Below are 18,993 nucleotides of genomic sequence, written 5' to 3'. Positions count from 1 at the left end.
GACCGCCCCGCTGCCGGGTGACGGAGTTGTCCACAGGTAGCGGGTTGTCCACCAAGATCCTTTTCTTGGGGGCGGATGCGTGATCGTCGGTGCCGGAGGTGGTGCCGACATGAACGCACGCAGTGCACTGGGCAGGTACGGCGAGGGGCTGGCCGCGAGGCGGCTGGCCGAGGCCGGGATGACGGTCCTGGAGCGCAACTGGCGCTGTGGCCGGACCGGTGAGATCGACATCGTGGCGCGGGACGGGGACGCGCTGGTCGTCTGCGAGGTGAAGACCCGCAGGGGCGACTGCTTCGAGCACCCGATGGCCGCGGTGACCCCCGAGAAGGCGGAACGCCTGCGACACCTGGCCGAACGCTGGATCCAGTCCCACGGAGGAGCACCACCCGGCGGCGTCCGCATCGACGTGGTCGGAGTCCTGCTTCCCGGGCGGGGCGCCCCCGTGGTGGAACACGTCCGGGGGGTGGCGTGATGGGTTTCGCACGCACCTGCTCGGTCGCCCTGGTGGGCGTCGAGGGAGTGGTCGTCGAGGTCCAGGCGGACCTGGAGCCGGGCGTCGCCGCCTTCACCCTGGTGGGCCTGCCCGACAAGAGCCTGACGGAGAGCCGGGACCGGGTTCGGGCGGCCGTGGTGAACTCGGGGGCCGAATGGCCACAGAAGAAGCTGACGGTGGGGCTCAGTCCGGCGTCGGTGCCCAAGGCGGGCAGCGGCTTCGACCTCGCCGTGGCCTGCGCGGTCCTCGGGGCGGCCGAGCGGATCGATCCCCGGGTGCTCGCCGACATCGTGATGATCGGGGAACTGGGCCTCGACGGCCGGGTGCGGCCGGTGCGCGGCATCCTTCCGGCGGTGCTGGCCGCGGCCAACGCCGGCTACGAACAGGTGGTCGTGCCCGACTGCGCCGCCGCCGAGGCCTCGCTCGTGCCGGGAGTCTCCGTGCTCGGGGTGCGCAGTCTGCGCCAGCTGATCGCCGTACTGGCGGACGAACCCGTGCCCGAGGAGGAACCGGACGAGCCGGGCCGCCCCGATCCGCTGCTCGCCGGACTGCGGGTGCCGGGCACCGGCGCGGCCACGGGGATGCACAGTGCCGGAGCGGCTCAGCACGACGTGGGCCATGACCTCGCCGACGTCGTGGGCCAGCTCTCGGCCCGTACGGCCGTGGAGGTCGCGGCGGCGGGCGGGCACCATCTGTTCCTCGAGGGGCCTCCCGGAGCGGGCAAGACCATGCTCGCCGAGCGACTGCCCGCCATCCTGCCCCGGCTGGCGAGGGAGGAGTCGCTGGAGGTCACGGCCGTGCACTCGGTGGCGGGTCTGCTGCCTCCCGGCAAGCCCCTGATCGACGTGGCGCCCTACTGTGCCCCGCACCACTCGGCGACCATGCAGGCACTGGTCGGCGGCGGCCCCGGCATCGCGCGTCCCGGTGCCGTGTCGCTGTCCCACCGAGGCGTGCTGTTCCTGGACGAGACACCGGAGTTCAGCAGCCAGGCCCTCGACGCGCTCCGGCAGCCGCTGGAGTCCGGGCACGTCGTTATCGCACGCAGTGCCGGCGTCGTCCGGTTCCCGGCGAAGTTCCTGATGGTGCTTGCGGCCAACCCCTGCCCGTGCGGAAGGTTCTCCCTCAACGACGACTTCTGCGAGTGCCCGCCCACCGCGGTCCGGCGCTACCAGGCCCGGCTCTCCGGGCCGCTGCTCGACCGGGTCGACCTGCGGGTCGAGGTGGACCGGGTCACGCGCGCCGAACTCGCCGAGCGCGGCGCCCGGGGCGAGTCCACGGCGACGGTCGCCGCCCGGGTACGAGGGGCCAGGGAGCGGGCGGCGGCCCGTCTGTCCGGTACGCCGTGGCGGACGAACAGCGAGGTGCCGGGCAGGGAACTGCGCAGCCGCTGGCACGCCGAGCCCGGTGCGATGGACGAGGCGGAGCGCAATCTGGAGCGTGGCGTGCTGACGGCCCGCGGCCTGGACCGTGTCCTCCGCGTCGCCTGGACCGTCGCCGACCTCGTCGGCCACGACCGGCCCGACGCGACCGACGTCGCCCTGGCGCTGCAACTGCGGACCGGGGTCCCCCGAGGGGTTCCCATGGCCATCGGTGCGTTGACATGAGGAGTGGCGACGATCCGGACGGGGAGCTGTACGCCCGCGTCTTCCTCGCTCGGGTTTTGGAGCCAGGGGACGAGGTCGGCGGGCGGTGGGTTCGGGAGTTCGGGGCTCGGGAGGTCGTGCGGCGGTTGCGGGAGGCGGGGGAGCGGCCTCCCGGGGTGACCGAGCGGCGGTGGGCCGGGCTGGTGGCTCGGGCGGAGCGGGCCGAGCCCGAGCGGGATCTCGGGGTCGCCCGGGAGGCCGGGGTTCGGTTCGTCCGCCCGGGGGACGGGGAGTGGCCCCGGCAGCTCGACGATCTGGGGGACGCCCGGCCCCTGGGGCTCTGGGTGCGCGGGAGGCCCAGTCTGCGGATGTGGGCGCTGCGCTCCGTCGCCCTCGTCGGCGCCCGGGCCTGCAGCGAGTACGGCGCTCACATGGGCGCCACCCTCGCCGCGGGGCTCGCCGAGCGGGGGTGGGTGGTCGTGTCCGGCGGGGCCTACGGCATCGACGGCGCCGTCCACCGCGGAGCCCTCGCCTGCGGCGGCGCCACCGCCGCCGTCCTCGCCTGCGGGGTCGATCGGGCCTATCCGCGAGGACACACCCAGTTGATCACCAGAATCGCGGAACAGGGCCTGGTCATCGGGGAGTTGCCACCCGGGGATCATCCGACGCCGAGCAGATTCATCGTCCGCAACCGGGTGATCGCCGCCCTCACCAGGGGCACCGTCGTCGTCGAGGCCGCGCACCGCAGCGGGTCGCTCGCGACGGCGCGGGCTGCCCAGCGGTTGGGGCGCCACACGATAGGGGTACCGGGTCCGGCGACCAGTGCACTCTCCGCGGGGGTGCACGAACTGCTGCGCGGGGAAGCCGTCCTGGTCACCGACGCCGCGGACGTCGTCGAGCTCGTCGGGGACATGGGCGAGCTGGCCCCCGACCGGCGCGGACCCGTCCTGCCCCGCGATCTGCTGGCGCCGGGTGCCCGCCGGGTACTGGCCGCGCTGCCCGGGAGCGGCGCCGCCGAGCCGGACGAGATCGCCCGCGGGGCGCAGACGACCGTGGACGACGCCGTCGCCCGGCTGTACGAGCTACGAGCACTCGGTTACGTCGAACGACACGGCGACGGCTGGAAGTTGACACGCCAGGCGTTGATCTCGGTGCGCGGCGGTCGGAGTCCATGCTGACCGAGCGTGTTCGGCCGTCCGGGGGAACAGCGACGCCCTTGGAAATTCCCGCAGTTGGTGTCTCGGGGTGATCACACAGAGCGACCGCCATGCCTCGGGGGGACGCCCAGCGGAACGTATCTGCGGCGCCTCCCCGCCCCGGCCTTCGCACACCGCGACACTCCAGTCACGCTACGCTCACGTGAATTCCGGTGCAGAACGGCACCTCGGCACCAGACCCGTACCAGACCGACAGCTCACCCAGGCACCCGCACTTCACGGCAGAACGGCACAAGGCGACGAATGCCCCAGCACACCTCCGGGTCCGACCGGGCGGCGATCCCCCCAGCCGCCCGCGACGGTGGCAGCGTGCGGCCGCCGGCTCCCTCGACACTCGACGAGCTGTGGCGGTCGTACAAGGCGACGGGGGACGAGCGGCTGCGCGAGCAGCTGATCCTGCACTACTCGCCGCTCGTGAAGTACGTGGCGGGACGGGTGAGCGTCGGGCTGCCGCCCAATGTGGAGCAGGCCGATTTCGTGTCCTCGGGCGTGTTCGGACTGATCGACGCGATCGAGAAGTTCGACATCGACCGGGAGATCAAGTTCGAGACGTACGCGATCACCCGGATCCGGGGCGCGATGATCGACGAGCTGCGGGCCCTCGACTGGATTCCGCGGTCGGTACGGCAGAAGGCGCGGAACGTGGAGCGGGCGTACGCGACGCTGGAGGCGCGGCTCAGACGGACGCCGTCGGAGGGGGAGGTGGCCGCCGAGATGGGGATCGCGGTGGACGAACTCCACTCGGTCTTCAGCCAGTTGTCGCTGGCCAACGTGGTGGCGCTGGAGGAACTGCTGCATGTGGGGGGTGAGGGCGGGGACGGCCTGAGCGTCATGGACACCCTGGAGGACACCGCCGCGGACAACCCCGTGGAGGTGGCCGAGGACCGGGAGCTGCGGCGGTTTCTGGCCCGGGCCATCAACACCCTGCCGGAGCGGGAGAAGACCGTGGTGACGCTCTACTACTACGAAGGGCTCACGCTCGCCGAGATCGGGAACGTGCTCGGGGTGACCGAGAGCCGGGTGAGTCAGATCCATACCAAGTCGGTGCTTCAGCTGCGCGCGAAGCTGGCCAGTTTCGGGCGGTGAGCACCGGGTGACTCCCGTCCGGGGTGGCGCGTCCGTAGAGTGGACGGCGTGCCAAGGATTCGAGCGGCCTCCGTGGCCGAGCACCGGTCGATGCAGCGAGCCGCCCTGCTGGACGCGGCTCGTTCTCTGCTGTCCGAGGGTGGTACGGAGGCGCTGACGTTCCCGGCCCTCGCCGAGCGGACGGGGCTCGCGCGGTCGTCCGTGTACGAGTACTTCCGGTCCCGGGCCGCTGTCGTCGAGGAGCTGTGCGAGGTCGACTTCCCGGTCTGGGCGGCGGAGGTCTCGGCGGCGATGGCCGCGGCGGACGGGGCCGAGGCCAAGATCGAGGCCTATGTGCGGGCGCAGTTGGCGCTGGTGGGGGACCGGCGGCATCGGGCCGTGGTCGCGATCTCCGCGAGCGAGCTGGACGCGGGGGCCCGGGAGAAGATCCGGGCCGCGCACGGTGGGCTGGTCGCGATGATCGTCGAGGCGTTGGGGGCGTTGGGGCACGCGGAGCCCCGGCTGGCGGCGATGCTTTTGCAGGGGGTCGTGGACGCGGCTGTGCGGCGGATCGAGCTGGGGGCGGCGGAGGAGCCTTCGGCGATCACGGACGCGGCGGTGTCGATGGCGCTCCGGGGGGTTCGGGGCTGACCGCCCGCGGCTCGCGCATCTTCTACGGGAGCGGTACTCCCAGTACGGGCAGCAGTCTCGACGGGCCCCTGTTCAGCAGGTGCGGGGGCAGCAGGGACAGGGGGTTCACGTAGGTCTCGCCTCTCAGGGCGCCCCAGTGCAGGCAGCTCGTCGGGCAGTGGGGCGTGGTGGCGGACAACGTGCCGACGGTTCCGACCGTCTGACCTGCCTTGACCTCGTCGCCCTTCCTCACCTCCGCCGTGATCGGCTCGTACGTCGTGCGCAGTGGTGGTGTGCCGGTGTTCGTCAGTTCGATCGACACGACGTCCTTGCCCGCCACCTTGCCCGCGAAGGACACGAGGCCCGGGGCTACCGCCCGTACTGGTGTGCCCTCGGGGGCCGCCAGGTCCACTCCTCTGTGGCCTCGGGCGTACGGCGTCGGCGGAGGGTCCCAGCCGCGGAGGATCCTGGGGTGGGGCACCGGCCAGGTTTCGGCCACCGGTGGGACCGAGGTCGTGGCCGTGTGGGCGGGGGACAGGGGGGCCTGCGGGCGCGCGGCGGGCAGTACCAGTGCCGCCGCCAGCGTCAGTGCCGCCGTACTCGCGCATCGTTTCGCTCGCATGCGCCCAGCGTTCCGGCAAGCCGCTGATCATGGCGTGATCTGTGGACCGCGCCCCGCTTGTGGACAGCGGCGTCACCCGGTGCCTTCTCGGTCCCGTACACTTCTTCTGGCGATCCGGGTCACCGGGTCGACTTCGCACGCCCCGACTCGGGTCGACAAAACGACCTGTGTCAGCGCTCCTCGGTCCTTCGTGGCACGGCGCATGTGGGCGTCAGGCGCGGGAGCCGTCCGGCACCCGCGGCACAACCGAGAAATTCAAGGAGATACGGCCATGGCCGTCGTCACGATGCGGGAGCTGCTGGAGAGCGGCGTCCACTTCGGTCACCAGACCCGTCGCTGGAACCCGAAAATGAAGCGCTTCATCTTCACCGAGCGCAACGGCATCTACATCATCGACCTGCTCCAGTCGCTGTCGTACATCGACCGCGCCTACGAGTTCGTCAAGGAGACCGTCGCCCACGGCGGCACGGTCATGTTCGTCGGCACGAAGAAGCAGGCGCAGGAGGCCATCGCCGAGCAGGCCACCCGCGTCGGCATGCCCTACGTCAACCAGCGCTGGCTGGGCGGCATGCTCACCAACTTCTCCACCGTCTACAAGCGTCTGCAGCGCCTCAAGGAGCTCGAGCAGATCGACTTCGAGGACGTGGCCGCCTCGGGTCTGACCAAGAAGGAGCTCCTGGTCCTCTCGCGTGAGAAGGCCAAGCTCGAGAAGACCCTCGGTGGTATCCGCGAGATGCAGAAGGTGCCCAGCGCCGTCTGGATCGTGGACACCAAGAAGGAGCACATCGCGGTCGGTGAGGCCCGGAAGCTCAACATCCCGGTCGTCGCCATCCTCGACACCAACTGCGACCCCGACGAGGTCGACTACAAGATCCCGGGCAACGACGACGCGATCCGCTCCGTCACCCTGCTCACCCGTGTGATCGCCGACGCCGTCGCCGAGGGCCTCATCGCCCGTTCCGGCGTGGCGACGGAGGGCAAGGGCGAGAAGGCCGCGGGCGAGCCGCTCGCCGAGTGGGAGCGCGACCTGCTCGAGGGTGAGAAGAAGGCCGAGGAGGCCCCGGCTGCCGAGGCCCCCGCTGCTGAGGCCCCCGCTGCTGAGGCGCCGGCCGCCGAGGCTCCGGCCGCCGAGGGCGAGAAGGCCGCGGACGCCGAGCAGGCCTGACCCGTAAGCGTTGACGGCGGGGGCGGCGACATCCGGTTCGCCCCCGCCGTTCACCCATAGGTCCACGTCTCCACATCCACATGTGGTTCGTGGATCGGGTAGATCTTCCGACTTCGAGAAAGACTTAACGACTCATGGCGAACTACACCGCCGCCGACGTCAAGAAGCTTCGTGAGCTCACGGGCGCCGGCATGATGGACTGCAAGAAGGCGCTGGACGAGGCCGAGGGCAACGTCGACAAGGCCGTCGAGGCGCTCCGCATCAAGGGCCAGAAGGGCGTCGCCAAGCGCGAGGGCCGCTCCGCCGAGAACGGCGCCGTGGTGTCCCTCATCGCCGACGACAACACCTCCGGTGTCCTGGTCGAGCTGAAGTGCGAGACGGACTTCGTCGCCAAGGGCGAGAAGTTCCAGGCCGTCGCCAACCAGATCGCCCAGCACGTCGCCGCCACCTCCCCGGCCGACATCGAGGCGCTGCTCGCCTCCGAGATCGAGGCCGGCAAGACCGTCCAGGCGTTCGTGGACGAGGCCAACGCCAACCTCGGCGAGAAGATCGTCCTCGACCGCTTCGCGCAGTACGCCGACGGCTTCGTGTACTCCTACATGCACCGCACCATGCCCGACCTGCCCCCGCAGATCGGTGTCCTGGTCGAGCTGGACAAGGCCGACGCCGACCTGGCCAAGGGTGTCGCCCAGCACATCGCCGCCTTCGCGCCGAAGTACCTCTCCAAGGAGGACGTGCCGGCCGAGGTCGTCGAGTCCGAGCGTCGCGTCGCCGAGGAGACCACCCGCGCCGAGGGCAAGCCCGAGGCCGCCCTGCCGAAGATCGTCGAGGGTCGCCTCAACGGCTTCTTCAAGGACGCCACGCTGCTCGGTCAGCCGTACGCGCTCGACAACAAGAAGTCGGTCCAGAAGGTCCTGGAAGAGGCCGGTGTCACCCTGAAGCGCTTCACGCGCATCAAGGTCGGCATCTGAGTCCGTACCGCGATCGACGCACGACCCCGATAGGGTCGACAGCAGTCGTCCGCGTACGCCGTCACAGGGCTGGCGGACGACAGCAGATCTGACGAGGAGGCCATTGCCGCGCATGGGATGCGAACCAGTTCCCAACGGCAATGGCCTTCTCGTATGTGCGACCCGTTGAAAGAAGTGAGAATCCGATGACCACCAAGGCCCAGAAGAGCGACGACGGCAAAGTACGCGGCCGGTATCTGCTGAAGCTGTCCGGAGAGGCCTTCTCCGGCGGTGGGGGCCTCGGCGTGGACCCGGACGTGGTGCACAAGATCGCCCGCGAGATCGCGGCCGTCGTGCGCGACGGGGCCGAGATCGCGGTCGTCATCGGCGGCGGCAACTTCTTCCGCGGCGCCGAGCTCCAGCAGCGCGGCATGGACCGCGCCCGCTCCGACTACATGGGCATGCTCGGCACCGTGATGAACTGCCTCGCCCTCCAGGACTTCCTGGAGAAGGAGGGCATCGACAGCCGGGTCCAGACCGCCATCACCATGGGTCAGGTCGCCGAGCCGTACATCCCGCTGCGCGCCGTGCGCCACCTGGAGAAGGGCCGGGTCGTCATCTTCGGCGCCGGTATGGGCATGCCGTACTTCTCCACCGACACCACCGCCGCCCAGCGCGCCCTGGAGATCGACGCCGAGGCGCTGCTGATGGGCAAGAACGGCGTGGACGGGGTCTACGACTCCGACCCCAAGGCCAACCCGGACGCGGTCAAGTTCGACTCCCTCGGCTACGGCGAGGTGATCACCCGGGACCTCAAGGTCGCCGACGCCACCGCCATCACGCTGTGCCGCGACAACAAGCTTCCGATCCTCGTCTTCGAGCTTCTGGCGGAAGGCAATATCGCCCGCGCCGTCAAGGGTGAGAAGATCGGCACGCTGGTGGGTGACCAGGACAGCCGGGACTGACAGGCAACACCCGCGGACCCTGACCGGGGGATGGACAATGTCCTGGCGGTCGGGAACCGTGCAGGAAGAAGACGCGACGCAGCCGGCCGCCGCCCCCACGCATACGGAACAGCAGCCGGGCCTACTCAAGACACGCAGGAGCAAGTGGTGATCGAAGAGACCCTCCTCGAGGCCGAGGAGAAGATGGAGAAGGCCGTCGTGGTCGCCAAGGAGGACTTCGCCGCGATCCGCACCGGCCGTGCGCACCCGGCGATGTTCAACAAGATCGTGGCCGACTACTATGGCGCGCCGACGCCGATCAACCAGCTGGCTTCGTTCTCCGTGCCGGAGCCGCGCATGGCGGTCGTGACCCCGTTCGACAAGAGCGCGCTGCGCAACATCGAGCAGGCGATCCGCGACTCCGACCTGGGCGTCAACCCGAGCAACGACGGCAACATCATCCGTGTGGTGTTCCCCGAGCTCACCGAGGAGCGCCGCCGCGACTACATCAAGGTCGCCAAGGGCAAGGCCGAGGACGCGCGCGTGTCCATCCGCTCCGTGCGCCGCAAGGCCAAGGACGGGATCGACAAGCTCGTCAAGGACGGCGAGGTCGGCGAGGACGAGGGCCGCCGTGCGGAGAAGGAGCTCGACGACGCGACGCACAAGTACGTCGCCCAGGTGGACGAGCTCCTGAAGCACAAGGAAGCGGAGCTGCTCGAGGTCTGATGAACGACTCTTCCTGGGGCGCTCCGCCACACGCCGACCCTTCGGCCGGGTACTGGGGACCGTCCGACCAGGGGCCTGTCCAGGGGGCTGTCCCGGCGGGTCCCGCGTACGATGCGCCTGAGGCGCAGCACACTCGCCCCATGCCCATCGTGCCTGACGGACCCGCCGTACCTGGATATGGCGACGACCAGGATGACGACCGGGGGGCCGCCCGGCTGAGCGGCCCCTTGTTCCGCGACGAGACACGCGACGAGACGCCGCGGGCGCAGACCTACCAGGCCGCGCCGCAGAATCCGGAGCCCATGCACGACGCCCCGCAGCCGGCGCCCCGACCGCAGAAGAAGAGCGCGGGGCGCGACCTGGGTGCGGCCATAGGGGTCGGCGTCGGACTCGGTGCGGTGATCGTCGCCTCGCTGTTCGTCGTCAAGGCCGTGTTCGTCGGCGTGGTGGCCGTCGCCGTGGTCGTCGGCCTGTGGGAGCTGACCAAGCGGCTCGAGGAGCGCAAGGGGATCCGGGCGCCGCTCGTGCCGCTGGCGCTCGGCGGTGCGGCGATGGTCGTCGCCGGATACGTCCGCGGGGCCGAGGGCGCCTGGGTGGCGATGGCGCTGACCGCGCTGGCCGTCCTGGTCTGGCGGATGACGGAACCGCCCGAGGGCTACCTCAAGGACGTCACGGCCGGCGTCTTCGCGGCGTTCTACGTCCCCTTCCTCGCGACCTTCGTCGCGATGATGCTGACGGCGGACGACGGGGCCTGGCGGGTGCTGACCTTCCTGCTCCTGACGGTCGTCAGCGACACCGGCGCGTACGCCGTCGGCTGGCGCTTCGGCAAGCACAAGCTCGCCCCGCGCATCAGCCCCGGCAAGACCCGCGAGGGGCTGCTGGGCGCGGTGTCCTTCGCCATGGTGGCGGGCGCGCTGTGCATGCAGTTCCTGATCGACGACGGCACGTGGTGGCAGGGCCTGCTGCTGGGCCTCGCCGTGGCGGCGAGCGCGACGCTCGGCGACCTGGGCGAGTCGATGATCAAACGCGACCTGGGCATCAAGGACATGGGCACCCTGCTGCCGGGCCACGGCGGCATCATGGACCGCCTGGACTCACTGCTGCCCACGGCTCCGGTGGTGTGGCTGCTGCTGGTGCTGTTCGTCGGTTCCGGTTGAGTGTCGTACGACGTCCGCGAGAGCCCCCGTCCTTCCGGCGGGGGCTCTGCTGTTGCCGGAGGCCGTCCGGTGGGACGATTTGGGTGTACGCCCGCAAAGGGGGTCCACCATGTCCGCCATCCGTGAATCCATCGACGTCGACCGCACGCCCGAGGAAGTCTTCGCTTACATCACCACCCCCTCCCACCTGCCCGAATGGCAGCTGAGCGCCGTCAAGGCGGAGCCCCTGGAAGAGGGTCCGGTCCACCCCGGCTCCCGGGTCAAGGTCACCCGCCGTCTCGGCAGCCGTGAGATCCCGATGACCGTGGAGTTCGACGACCTCGACCCGCCGCACAGCTGGGATCTGCACGGAGTCGAGGGGCCGGTCCGGCCTCGCACCCACGGCTCCATCGAACCGCTCGACGACGGCCGCCGCTCCCGGGTGACCATCGAGATCGACTTCGAGGGCCGCGGCCTGGGCAAGGTCCTGGTTCCCCTGGTGGTCCGCCCCCAGGTCCGCAAGGAACTCCCCCGCGACGAGGAACTCCTGAAGCGGCGCCTGGAGGGTCCCACGGCGTGACGCGGATTCGGTGTGGGGTACGGGGCCGCCTCCAGGGCGTCGGACTCGCGCAGCCGGGCAGCCTCAACGTCGTCGGGGGAACTTCCAACCGTTCTGGCGCAGCTTGTAGAGGATGAACACTCCGCAGAGCGCCCACACGCCCAGGAAGGCCCACTTGAACCACGGCGGGCCTTGCCAGCGCTCTGCCAGTTGAACCGATGCCACGTGGTAAGAGGTCATCCCTTGCGCGTGCCCGGCAGCGGGGGCAGGGACACGTGGCGACCGGTCCTCCCCGCACCGTGACGGCCGTCGCCCGGCTCCGGCCTGGGGCCCGCAGTTGATCTGCGACACTTGAAGGGTTATGCCGAAGCCCGGAGAACTCACATTCGTCGCCCCGCGCGGAGCCAAGAAGCCGCCGCGGCATCTTGCTGATCTTTCGCCCGCTCAGCGTAAGGACGCTGTCGCCGCGGTCGGGGAGAAGCCGTTTCGTGCCAAGCAGCTCTCGCAGCACTACTTCGCCCGGTACACCCATGACCCCGCGCAGTGGACCGACATTCCCGCCGGGGCGCGGGACAAGCTGCGCGAGGAGCTGTTTCCCGAGCTGATGTCGGTCGTGCGGCATCTGTCGACCGACGAGGGGACCACGCGCAAGACGCTGTGGCGGCTGTTCGACGGGACGCTCGTCGAGTCGGTGCTGATGCGGTATCCGGACCGGGTGACCATGTGCATCAGCTCGCAGGCGGGGTGCGGGATGAACTGCCCGTTCTGCGCGACCGGGCAGGCGGGTCTCGACCGGAACCTGTCCACCGCCGAGATCGTCCATCAGATCGTCGACGGCATGCGGGCGCTGCGGGACGGGGACGTGCCCGGTGGGCCCGCCCGGCTCTCCAACATCGTCTTCATGGGCATGGGCGAGCCGCTCGCCAACTACAACCGCGTCGTCGGCGCGATCCGGCGGCTGACCGATCCCGAGCCCGACGGGCTGGGGCTCTCGCAGCGCGGCATCACCGTCTCCACCGTCGGACTCGTGCCGGCCATCCACCGGTTCTCCGACGAGGGCTTCAAGTGCCGGCTCGCGATCTCGCTCCACGCCCCCGACGACGAGCTCCGCGACACGCTCGTACCCGTCAACACGCGCTGGAAGGTGCGTGAGGTGCTCGACGCCGGGTTCGAGTACTCCGCCAGGTCCGGGCGCCGGCTCTCCATCGAGTACGCGCTCATCCGGGACATCAACGACCAGGCCTGGCGGGGCGACCGGCTCGGGCGGCTGCTCAAGGGCAAGCCCGTGCACGTCAACCTCATCCCGCTGAACCCGACGCCGGGCTCGAAGTGGACCGCCTCCCGTCCCGAGGACGAGAAGGCGTTCGTCGAGGCCATCGCCGCCCATGGGGTACCGGTGACGATCCGGGACACCCGTGGTCAGGAGATCGACGGGGCCTGTGGTCAGCTCGCGGCCACCGAGCGGTAGTCTGATCGTCGTACGTACATCTTCTTTGTGGTCGACACCTTCATCTTCATATCCGACAGGGGAGCGCGACAGCGCTGAGAGTGCGGCGATCGGGCCGCAGACCCTCTGAACCTCGCCCAGGTCATTCTGGGTAGGAAGTTCGGTCATCACCGTGAACAACAAGAAGCATCTGGCTGCCCTCGTCGGCCTCGGTCTCGTCGTGCTGTCCGCGTGCGGGTCGTCCGACGACGGCGAGTCCTCCGGCGGATCCAAGAGCGTCACCCTCGTCAGCCACAACTCGTGGGCCGTCTCGAAGGACGTCCTCGCCGCCTTCGAGAAGGAGTCCGGCTACAAGGTCAAGGTCCTCGAGGACGGCGACGCCGGACAGGCCGTCAACAAGGCCATCCTCACCAAGGACAACCCGCAGGGCGACGTCTTCTTCGGCGTCGACAACACCCTGCTGTCCCGGGCGCTCGACAACGGACTCTTCCAGTCGTACGAGGCGAAGGGCCTCGACCGGATCGACCCGACCTTCCAGCTCGACGGGGACGAGCACCGGGTCACGCCCGTCGACTACGGCGACATCTGCGTCAACTACGACAAGCAGTACTTCGAGGACCGTGAGCTGGCGCCGCCGTCCTCCCTCGACGACCTGGTCAAGCCGGAGTACAAGAACCTCCTGGTCACCGAGAACGCCTCCACCTCCTCGCCCGGCCTCGGCTTCCTGCTCGGCACGGCCGCCAAGTACGGCGACGACGGCTGGGAGGAGTACTGGACCAAGCTGAAGGCCAACGGCGTCAAGGTCGTCGACGGCTGGGAGCAGGCCTACAACGAGGAGTTCTCCGGTTCCGCCGGCGGCAAGGCCGCGAAGGCCGACCGGCCGCTCGTCGTGTCGTACGCCTCCTCGCCGCCCGCCGAGGTGATCTACGCCGACCCGAAGCCGAAGACCGCGCCCACGGGCGTGGCGGAGGGCACCTGCTTCCGGCAGATCGAGTTCGCGGGCCTGCTGAGCAACGCCCACAACAGCGAGGGCGGCAAGGCCCTGATCGACTTCCTGGTCAGCAAGCGGTTCCAGGAGGACATGCCGCTGAACATGTTCGTCTACCCCGTGGTCGAGGAGGCGAGCGTGCCCGCGGAGTTCACCGAGTACGGGCCCGCCGCCAAGGACCCCGAGACCATGGACCCCGCGAAGATCGCCGAGAACCGTGACGACTGGGTCAAGTCGTGGACGTCGCTCGTACTGAAGTAGCGGCCCCGCGGATGAGGGGCGCGGCGGTGCGACTCGGCCTCGTCGCCGTGCCCGTCGCGTTCTTCGCGCTGTTCTTCGCCTACCCCGTCACCGCGATCGTCGCGCGCGGTCTGAAGGTCGACGGGGTCTGGCAGTTCGGGCGGCTGGCGGACGTGCTCGGGCAGTCCGACATCCGGCACGTCCTGTGGTTCACCACCTGGCAGGCCCTCGCCTCCACCGCGCTGACCCTGCTCGTGGCCCTCCCCGGCGCCTACGTCTTCGCCCGCTTCGACTTCCCCGGCAAGCAGATCCTGCGGGCGGTCGTCACGGTCCCCTTCGTGCTGCCGACCGTCGTCGTCGGTACGGCCTTCCTGGCGCTGGTCGGCCGCGGCGGACTGCTCGACGAGCTGTGGGGCGTACGGCTGGACACCACCGTGTGGGCCATCCTGCTGGCGCATGTCTTCTTCAACTACGCCGTCGTCGTGCGCACCGTCGGGGGGCTCTGGGCGCAGCTCGACCCCCGGCAGGAGGAGGCGGCCCGGATGCTGGGCGCGTCGCCCCTCAGGGCCTGGCGGCAGGTGACCCTGCCGGCCCTCGGTCCGGCCGTGGCCGCCGCGACCCTCATGGTCTTCCTGTTCACCTTCACCTCCTTCGGTGTCGTGCAGATCCTCGGCGGACCGACCTTCTCCACGCTCGAAGTGGAGATCTACCGCCAGACCTCCGAGATCTTCGACCTCTCCACGGCCGCGGTCCTCACGCTCGTCCAGTTCGCGGCCGTCGGCGCGATCCTCGCCCTGCACGCCTGGACGGTACGGCGGCGGGAGACCGCCCTGCGCCTCGTGGACGCCTCGCTGACCGCCCGCCGCCCGCGCGGGGGAGGACAGTGGGCGCTGCTCGGCGGGGTCCTCGCCACCATCGCCGTACTGCTCCTGCTGCCGCTCGCCGTGCTTGTGCAGCGGTCGCTCGACGCGCCCGATTTCGGCTACTACCGGGCGCTGACCAGCTCCGACGGTGGAGTCTTCCTGGTTCCGCCGATCGAGGCGATCGGCAACTCGCTGGAGTACGCCCTCGTCGCGACCGCCGTCGCGGTGGTGATCGGGGGTCTCGCCGCCACCGCGCTGACCCGGCGGGACGCGGGGCGGTTCGTACGAGGGTTCGACGCGCTGCTGATGCTGCCGCTCGGGGTGTCCGCGGTGACCGTCGGCTTCGGGTTCCTGATCGCCCTGGACGAGCCGCCGCTGGACCTCAGGGCCAGCTGGGTCCTGGTGCCACTGGCGCAGGCGCTGGTCGGCGTCCCCTTCGTCGTGCGGACCATGCTGCCCGTGCTGAGGGCCGTGGATCAGCGGCTGCGGGAGGCCGCGGCCGTGCTGGGGGCCTCGCCCTGGCGGGTGTGGCGGGAGGTCGATCTGCCCCTGGTGCGGCGGGCGTTGCTGATCGCGGCCGGTTTCGCCTTCGCGGTGTCGCTCGGCGAGTTCGGGGCGACCGTGTTCATCGCGCGGCCGGACAATCCGACGCTGCCGGTCGCCGTGGCCAAGCTCCTCGGGCGGGCCGGGCAGCTCAACTACGGCCAGGCGATGGCCCTTTCGACGATTCTGATGGTGGTGTGCGCGGTGGCGCTGCTGGTGCTGGAGCGGCTGCGGACCGATCGGACGGGGGAGTTCTGATGCTGCTCAGCCTGGAGAACGCGACCGTGCGGTTCGGTGGCCGGGCGGTGCTCGACGCCGTGGACCTGGCGGTGGCCGAGCACGAGGTGGTGTGTGTGCTCGGGCCCAGCGGCAGCGGCAAGTCGACGTTGCTGCGGGCGGTCGCGGGGCTTCAGCCCCTGGACGCGGGGCGCGTGTGGCTCGACGGGCAGGACCAGTCCGGGGTCCCCGCGCACCGGCGCGGTGTCGGGCTGATGTTCCAGGATCACCAGCTCTTCCCGCAGCGGGACGTGGGCGGCAACGTCGCCTTCGGGCTGCGGATGCGGGGCGGATCCAAGCGGCAACAGGGCGACCGCGTGGCGGAGTTGCTCGAACTCGTCGGACTGCCGGGTGCCGCCCGCCGCGCCGTGGCCGCGCTCTCCGGCGGGGAGCAGCAGCGGGTGGCGCTGGCCCGCGCGCTGGCGCCCCGGCCCCGGCTGCTGATGCTCGACGAACCGCTCGGGCAGCTCGACCGTTCGCTGCGGGAGCGTCTGGTGGTGGAACTGCGGCAGCTGTTCAGCGAGTTGGGCACGACCGTACTCGCCGTGACCCACGACCAGGGCGAGGCCTTCGCGCTCGCCGACCGGGTCGTGGTGATGCGGGACGGGCGGATCGCCCAGTCCGGTACGCCGCTTGAGGTGTGGCAGCGGCCCGCGGACGAGTTCGTGGCCCGTTTCCTCGGCTTCGACAACGTGGTGCCCGCGACGGTCGCCGGGGAGGCGGCCGCCACCCCCTGGGGCAAGCTCCCGGTGCCCGAGGACACTCCCGAGGGCACCCGCACGCTCCTCGTCCGGCCCGCCGGGGTGCGCCTGGTCGCGGCCGAGCGGGGCCTGCCCTGCACGGTGGCCGCCCGCACCTTCAAGGGCACCCATGTCGCCGTGCACCTGCAACCCGAGGACGCGCCCCGGCTGGAGGCCGCCTGCGCGCTACGGGCGGCCCCGGAGGTCGGGGACGAGGTCGGGGTGGAGTTCGACGCGGCTGACATCGTGGTCCTCGACTGATCACCGGGCGGCAGTCACGCCTTCCCGGCCTCGCCCCCGGCGGTCGGCCCCTCAGCGGTGTGCGGGCCACCTTCGACCGAAGATGGCCCGCGCGTGCCGTGCGGCGATCAGCGGTCGCTGTTCGCGCCGCGCCGGCGCAGGCCGAAGAAGACGGCGCCGCCGCCCACCGCGACCAGGGCGATCGCGATGCCCGCGATCACGGGGGTGTTGGAGTCGGCACCGGTCTCGGCGAGGTTGGATTCACCGGCCGGGGACGGGGCGTTGCTGGAGGTGTCCGCGGGAGCCGTGCTCTCAGGCTCGGAGGGCGACGGGGCCGTGGTCTCCTCCGCCGGGGTGGAGGCGTCGTCCGACGGGGTCGGGGTCGGCGTGGGGGCGTCCGACGGGGCCGGGGTGTCCTCCTTCTTGCAGGCGGTGGACGGGGTCGTGAGGTTCGGCTTGATGTCCTCGTCGACCTGGTTGCCGGCCTTGACGTGGATGCGGTACTCGGCGTTCGGCTTCCAGTTCTCGGCGAACGTGATCGTGGTGCCCTCGCGCGAGCCCTCGACCACCTGCTCACCGACCTTCTTCAGGTCGGCGCCGTTGTTCTGGAGGTACACGGTGACGGTGGCCGGCACACCGGTCGGGTCCACGTCGGTCACGGTGATGACACCGTTGTCACCGTCGCACTTGGCCTCGGCCGAGAACTCGTTGATGTTGCAGGCGAACGCGTTGCCGCCGAGCCCGAGCACGAGCGCGGCGGAGGCGGAGGCGATACCGAGCGCACGGGCGGAGCGGGCGACCGTACGGCGAGATATAGACACAGCTGACAGGACTGCCACGTTGGTCCTTCACATGTTGCGCATATGCGGGGGGTTGAGGGAGAGGTCAGGCGCACCGGCCTCACCACTCCCACGAGGCTCACAGATTTATAAGGGCTGCGTAAGTAGTGTCAACGCATATGCCGGACAAGGACCTTGGCTTTGCCCTCTTATTAACCGCCAAGACGTTTCAGGGCCTCAGGAGCCTCCTCGATCCGGTCCACCAGCGCGATACGGGACTCCATGGACCGCTCCCGCGCCAGCGCCTGCAGCAGCGGCCAGGCCGGCAACTTCTCGGTCCAGTGCACCCGGTCCACGAGCACCATCGGCGTGGGCTCGCCACGCGACTCGTAGTAGTTCGGCGTCGCGTTGTCGAAGATCTCCTGTACGGTGCCGGCGGCGCCCGGCAGGAAGACCACCCCGGCGTTCGAGCGGGCCAGCAGGCCGTCCTCGCGGGTGGCGTTGGCGAAGTACTTGGCGATGTGCGAGGCGAACGGGTTCGGCGGCTCATGGCCGTAGAACCAGGTCGGGATGCCGACCGAGCCGCCACCCTGGGGCCACCGGGTGCGGACCTCGAAGGCCGCGGTCGCCCAGGCGGTGATCGACGGGGTGAACTTCGGTTCCTTGGCGAGGAGTTCGAGCGACTCCGTGAGCATCGCGTCCTCGAAGGGGGCGGCGTGGGCACCGAGGTTCGCCGCCTCCATCGCGCCCGGGCCGCCGCCGGTGGCGACCGTGAACCCGGCGCGGGTCAGCTCCCGGCCGAGGCGGGCGGCACCGGCGTACGCCTCCGTGCCGCGGGCCATGGCGTGGCCGCCCATGACGCCCACGACCCTTGCGCCGCGCAGGAGTTCGTCGAGCGCGTCGGAGACGGCGTCGTCGTGGACGGAGCGGAGCATCGACGCGTATATGTCGCCGTCCGCCTTGGTCCGCTGGAACCAGGCGTACGCGAGGGCGTCGGGGGTTCCCTCGTATCCCTTGCGCAGTCCGGCGAAGAGCTCGTCCGGCGTGTAGAGCGCGCCCCGGTACGGGTCGAAGGGCAGGTCCGGGACCGGCGGGAAGACCATGGCGCCGTCGGCGCGGATCTTCGCGGTGGCGTTCTCGCGCATCGGGCAGCCGAGGAACACGGCGCCCGTGGTGTCCGTGGTGAGCAGTTCGCGGGTACGGTCCGTCAGATCGACGGCCTGGACCCGGAATCCGGCGAGGGAGCCGCGCGCCGCCACCGTGGCGTCGAACTCCTGGAGTGTCTCGATCTCGCGGTCGTCGTGGTGGGCCGCATGGGCGGGCATCGTCTGCACCCGCCCATGCTAGACACGACCCCTGAGGCGGTTGCTCAGCCCTCGATCGCGGCCGGGTCCATCCACACGACCTCCCAGCTGTGGCCGTCGAGGTCGTCGAAGCCGCGGCCGTACATGAAGTCCATGTCCTGGACCTTGTTCGAGGCGGTGCCGCCGGCGGCGACGGCCTTCTCCACCAGCTCGTCGACCTTCTCGCGGCTCTCGGCGCTCAGACAGATCGCCACCTCGCTGGTCTTCGTGGCGTCCGCGATCTCCTTGTCGGTGAAGGTCGCGAAGAACGGCTTGGTGAGGAGCATCGCCACGATGGTGTCGCTGATCACGACACTGGCCGCGTTCTCGTCGCTGAACTGGGGGTTGATCGAGTAGCCCAGCTCGGTGAAGAACTTCTTCGAGGCGTCGAGGTCGGCGACGGGCAGGTTGACGAAGATCATCTGCTGGTACATCGGGGTCTCT

The 18,993-nt window shown here is 70.4% G+C and carries 19 protein-coding genes; 15 read left to right on the top strand and 4 right to left on the bottom strand.

Going from position 1 to position 18,993, the window contains the following annotated elements; translation table 11 throughout:
• Positions 1-109: 109 nt before the first annotated feature.
• The 5 genes from ACWDRW_RS09170 (at position 110) to ACWDRW_RS09150 (ending at position 5,009) form a co-directional block, all read left to right on the top strand.
• Positions 110-472 (top strand): YraN family protein, encoded by a 363-nt coding sequence (locus ACWDRW_RS09170; protein ID WP_451721662.1) that lies wholly within the window; start codon positions 110-112, stop codon positions 470-472.
• On the top strand, positions 472-2,097 hold the full coding sequence (locus ACWDRW_RS09165; protein ID WP_451721661.1) for a YifB family Mg chelatase-like AAA ATPase: 1,626 nt from the start codon (positions 472-474) through the stop codon (positions 2,095-2,097). The genes ACWDRW_RS09170 and ACWDRW_RS09165 overlap by 1 nt, the downstream gene beginning before the upstream one ends.
• A complete protein-coding gene (gene dprA, locus ACWDRW_RS09160) occupies positions 2,094-3,254 on the top strand; it encodes a DNA-processing protein DprA (RefSeq protein WP_451721660.1) in 1,161 nt (386 codons plus the stop codon). The genes ACWDRW_RS09165 and dprA overlap by 4 nt, the downstream gene beginning before the upstream one ends.
• A 282-nt stretch (positions 3,255-3,536) precedes the next feature.
• A complete protein-coding gene (gene whiG / locus ACWDRW_RS09155; protein WP_451721659.1) occupies positions 3,537-4,379 on the top strand; it encodes an RNA polymerase sigma factor WhiG in 843 nt (280 codons plus the stop codon).
• 72 nt (positions 4,380-4,451) lie between these two features.
• Positions 4,452-5,009, top strand: a complete 558-nt coding sequence (locus ACWDRW_RS09150) for a TetR/AcrR family transcriptional regulator (protein WP_451721811.1) — start codon at positions 4,452-4,454, stop codon at positions 5,007-5,009.
• A gap of 22 nt (positions 5,010-5,031) precedes the next feature.
• Here the strand turns inward: ACWDRW_RS09150 and ACWDRW_RS09145 are convergent, their stop codons facing one another.
• On the bottom strand, positions 5,032-5,610 hold the full coding sequence (locus ACWDRW_RS09145; protein WP_451721658.1) for a M23 family metallopeptidase: 579 nt from the start codon (positions 5,608-5,610) through the stop codon (positions 5,032-5,034).
• A gap of 271 nt (positions 5,611-5,881) precedes the next feature.
• Between ACWDRW_RS09145 and rpsB the strand changes: the two genes are divergently transcribed.
• The 10 genes from rpsB to ACWDRW_RS09095 all read left to right on the top strand — a co-directional run bounded on the left by rpsB (position 5,882) and on the right by ACWDRW_RS09095 (position 16,448).
• The gene (gene rpsB / locus ACWDRW_RS09140) at positions 5,882-6,775 is read left to right on the top strand and encodes a 30S ribosomal protein S2 (protein WP_451721657.1); all 894 of its coding nucleotides are present in this window, start codon (positions 5,882-5,884) and stop codon (positions 6,773-6,775) included.
• Positions 6,776-6,909: 134 nt separating this feature from the next.
• Positions 6,910-7,746: a translation elongation factor Ts gene (tsf, locus tag ACWDRW_RS09135; RefSeq protein ID WP_451721656.1), complete on the top strand. Its 837-nt coding sequence runs from the start codon at positions 6,910-6,912 to the stop codon at positions 7,744-7,746.
• Between the two features lie 185 nt (positions 7,747-7,931).
• Positions 7,932-8,690, top strand: coding sequence for a UMP kinase (pyrH, locus tag ACWDRW_RS09130; protein WP_451721655.1), 759 nt, complete (start codon positions 7,932-7,934; stop codon positions 8,688-8,690).
• Positions 8,691-8,837: 147 nt separating this feature from the next.
• Positions 8,838-9,395, top strand: a complete 558-nt coding sequence (frr, locus tag ACWDRW_RS09125; RefSeq protein ID WP_363165270.1) for a ribosome recycling factor — start codon at positions 8,838-8,840, stop codon at positions 9,393-9,395.
• Positions 9,395-10,552, top strand: coding sequence for a phosphatidate cytidylyltransferase (locus ACWDRW_RS09120; RefSeq protein WP_451721654.1), 1,158 nt, complete (start codon positions 9,395-9,397; stop codon positions 10,550-10,552). Before frr ends, ACWDRW_RS09120 begins: the two co-directional genes overlap by 1 nt.
• Before the next feature lie 109 nt (positions 10,553-10,661).
• Entirely contained in the window at positions 10,662-11,111 is a 450-nt protein-coding gene (locus ACWDRW_RS09115) for an SRPBCC family protein (protein WP_451721653.1), read from the top strand.
• Positions 11,112-11,451: 340 nt separating this feature from the next.
• Positions 11,452-12,558: a 23S rRNA (adenine(2503)-C(2))-methyltransferase RlmN gene (rlmN, locus tag ACWDRW_RS09110; RefSeq protein WP_451721652.1), complete on the top strand. Its 1,107-nt coding sequence runs from the start codon at positions 11,452-11,454 to the stop codon at positions 12,556-12,558.
• 151 nt (positions 12,559-12,709) lie between these two features.
• Entirely contained in the window at positions 12,710-13,786 is a 1,077-nt protein-coding gene (locus tag ACWDRW_RS09105; protein WP_451721651.1) for a thiamine ABC transporter substrate-binding protein, read from the top strand.
• Between the two features lie 11 nt (positions 13,787-13,797).
• Positions 13,798-15,429 carry an ABC transporter permease gene (locus ACWDRW_RS09100; RefSeq protein WP_451721650.1) on the top strand — a complete coding sequence of 544 codons (1,632 nt, stop codon included), beginning with the start codon at positions 13,798-13,800 and terminating at the stop codon, positions 15,427-15,429.
• On the top strand, positions 15,429-16,448 hold the full coding sequence (locus ACWDRW_RS09095) for an ABC transporter ATP-binding protein (protein WP_451721649.1): 1,020 nt from the start codon (positions 15,429-15,431) through the stop codon (positions 16,446-16,448). Before ACWDRW_RS09100 ends, ACWDRW_RS09095 begins: the two co-directional genes overlap by 1 nt.
• Before the next feature lie 107 nt (positions 16,449-16,555).
• On the opposite strand, the gene ACWDRW_RS09090 is transcribed toward ACWDRW_RS09095, so the two are convergent.
• The 3 genes from ACWDRW_RS09090 to ACWDRW_RS09080 all read right to left on the bottom strand — a co-directional run bounded on the left by ACWDRW_RS09090 (position 16,556) and on the right by ACWDRW_RS09080 (position 18,983).
• Positions 16,556-17,248, bottom strand: coding sequence for an LAETG motif-containing sortase-dependent surface protein (locus ACWDRW_RS09090; RefSeq protein WP_451721648.1), 693 nt, complete (start codon positions 17,246-17,248; stop codon positions 16,556-16,558).
• 170 nt (positions 17,249-17,418) lie between these two features.
• A complete protein-coding gene (locus ACWDRW_RS09085) occupies positions 17,419-18,540 on the bottom strand; it encodes an LOG family protein (protein WP_451721647.1) in 1,122 nt (373 codons plus the stop codon).
• 35 nt (positions 18,541-18,575) lie between these two features.
• Positions 18,576-18,983 carry a VOC family protein gene (locus ACWDRW_RS09080; RefSeq protein ID WP_451721646.1) on the bottom strand — a complete coding sequence of 136 codons (408 nt, stop codon included), beginning with the start codon at positions 18,981-18,983 and terminating at the stop codon, positions 18,576-18,578.
• Between the last annotated feature and the right edge of the window lie 10 nt (positions 18,984-18,993).

It is taken from the genome of Streptomyces sp. NPDC003635, assembly GCF_053587635.1.
This window is presented reverse-complemented; position numbering and strand designations above follow the sequence as displayed.

Bases quoted from the DNA above. Each gene is read 5' to 3' on its own strand.
- rlmN (WP_451721652.1), top strand. From the start codon at position 11,452: ATGCCGAAGCCCGGAGAACTCACATTCGTCGCCCCGCGCGGAGCCAAG.
- ACWDRW_RS09080 (WP_451721646.1), bottom strand. From the start codon at position 18,983: ATGTACCAGCAGATGATCTTCGTCAACCTGCCCGTCGCCGACCTCGAC.
- rpsB (WP_451721657.1), top strand. From the start codon at position 5,882: ATGGCCGTCGTCACGATGCGGGAGCTGCTGGAGAGCGGCGTCCACTTC.
- whiG (WP_451721659.1), top strand. From the start codon at position 3,537: ATGCCCCAGCACACCTCCGGGTCCGACCGGGCGGCGATCCCCCCAGCC.
- tsf (WP_451721656.1), top strand. From the start codon at position 6,910: ATGGCGAACTACACCGCCGCCGACGTCAAGAAGCTTCGTGAGCTCACG.
- ACWDRW_RS09165 (WP_451721661.1), top strand. From the start codon at position 472: ATGGGTTTCGCACGCACCTGCTCGGTCGCCCTGGTGGGCGTCGAGGGA.
- ACWDRW_RS09095 (WP_451721649.1), top strand. From the start codon at position 15,429: ATGCTGCTCAGCCTGGAGAACGCGACCGTGCGGTTCGGTGGCCGGGCG.
- ACWDRW_RS09170 (WP_451721662.1), top strand. From the start codon at position 110: ATGAACGCACGCAGTGCACTGGGCAGGTACGGCGAGGGGCTGGCCGCG.
- ACWDRW_RS09145 (WP_451721658.1), bottom strand. From the start codon at position 5,610: ATGCGAGCGAAACGATGCGCGAGTACGGCGGCACTGACGCTGGCGGCG.
- ACWDRW_RS09115 (WP_451721653.1), top strand. From the start codon at position 10,662: ATGTCCGCCATCCGTGAATCCATCGACGTCGACCGCACGCCCGAGGAA.
- ACWDRW_RS09120 (WP_451721654.1), top strand. From the start codon at position 9,395: ATGAACGACTCTTCCTGGGGCGCTCCGCCACACGCCGACCCTTCGGCC.
- ACWDRW_RS09100 (WP_451721650.1), top strand. From the start codon at position 13,798: ATGAGGGGCGCGGCGGTGCGACTCGGCCTCGTCGCCGTGCCCGTCGCG.
- dprA (WP_451721660.1), top strand. From the start codon at position 2,094: ATGAGGAGTGGCGACGATCCGGACGGGGAGCTGTACGCCCGCGTCTTC.
- pyrH (WP_451721655.1), top strand. From the start codon at position 7,932: ATGACCACCAAGGCCCAGAAGAGCGACGACGGCAAAGTACGCGGCCGG.